Genomic DNA, 865 nt, shown 5'->3' on the forward strand with positions numbered 1-865 from the left:
CCTGAACCGGAACGGTGGGGTGCCAGGGCAGGCGAACCTTCTTGGGCCGTCCGGCATCCCCCTTGATCAGGAGGTGAAGAAGGCCGACGCCCTCGCCTCCGTCGCGGACGCGCACGCCAAGGATGACATCGTCCTGCAGTCGGACGGCCAGGGCGGGACGATCGCCGTGCGGAAAAGCAGCTTGTTCCCCGACAAGGCTTCTGCCGCCACGGCAGGAGAAGGCAGCTCTCCCGGTGCGCCGGGTGCCAATCCGAACGTCCAGACGATCGTCCCGCCGCAGCCCGATAAGAAGGCCAACGAGGGCTTGGACAAGCTGATCGGCGACAACATCACCGGTGGCTATCAGAAGGCTCAGGGCGCAGTCGGCACGCTCGCGGCCATCAGCCGGCAGAAGGAAGCCCTCGACAAGGGCGTGATCTCGGGATCGGGCGCGGACTGGCGCACTCAGGCCCAGGCCATCGGGGCGCAGCTTCTAGGGATCGATCCTTCGAGCCTCAACGCCTCGTACAGCTTCGATGCTGCCTCGACTCAGAAGCAGGCCGAGTTGGCGAAGGCCGTCTCCCAGGCGGGTCACACGACCAACATGGATTTGCAGCTCGGTAAGACGATTGCGGGTGGCGACCGGTCGAAGACGGAGCAGGCGCTGCGCCAGATCGTGGACGCGCAGGAGACGTTGGCGCGGCATGCGATCGACGCGCACAACGCCTCGCTCGACCGGTACTCAAAGATCGCCCCCGAGGCCGCGGCCCGGACCGGCTTCTTCAGGGTCGAGACGCCCGAGGTCTATCGGTACGGGCAAGGCGCTCCGAACCCTGTTGCGGACCCGGGCACGCGCCTACCGAACTCCAACGCCATCCCGAGCCTG

1 protein-coding gene is annotated in these 865 nt (G+C 66.8%); it reads left to right on the forward strand.

Annotated features, from left to right (window positions below; translation table 11 throughout):
• Positions 1-73: 73 nt before the first annotated feature.
• Positions 74-865, forward strand: a 792-nt coding sequence (locus MKK63_RS16885) for a hypothetical protein (RefSeq protein ID WP_244003754.1), incomplete at its 3' end; no start/stop codon positions are given.

This window comes from Methylobacterium sp. J-088 (genome assembly GCF_022829295.1).
In the GTDB taxonomy this organism is placed as follows: domain Bacteria; phylum Pseudomonadota; class Alphaproteobacteria; order Rhizobiales; family Beijerinckiaceae; genus Methylobacterium.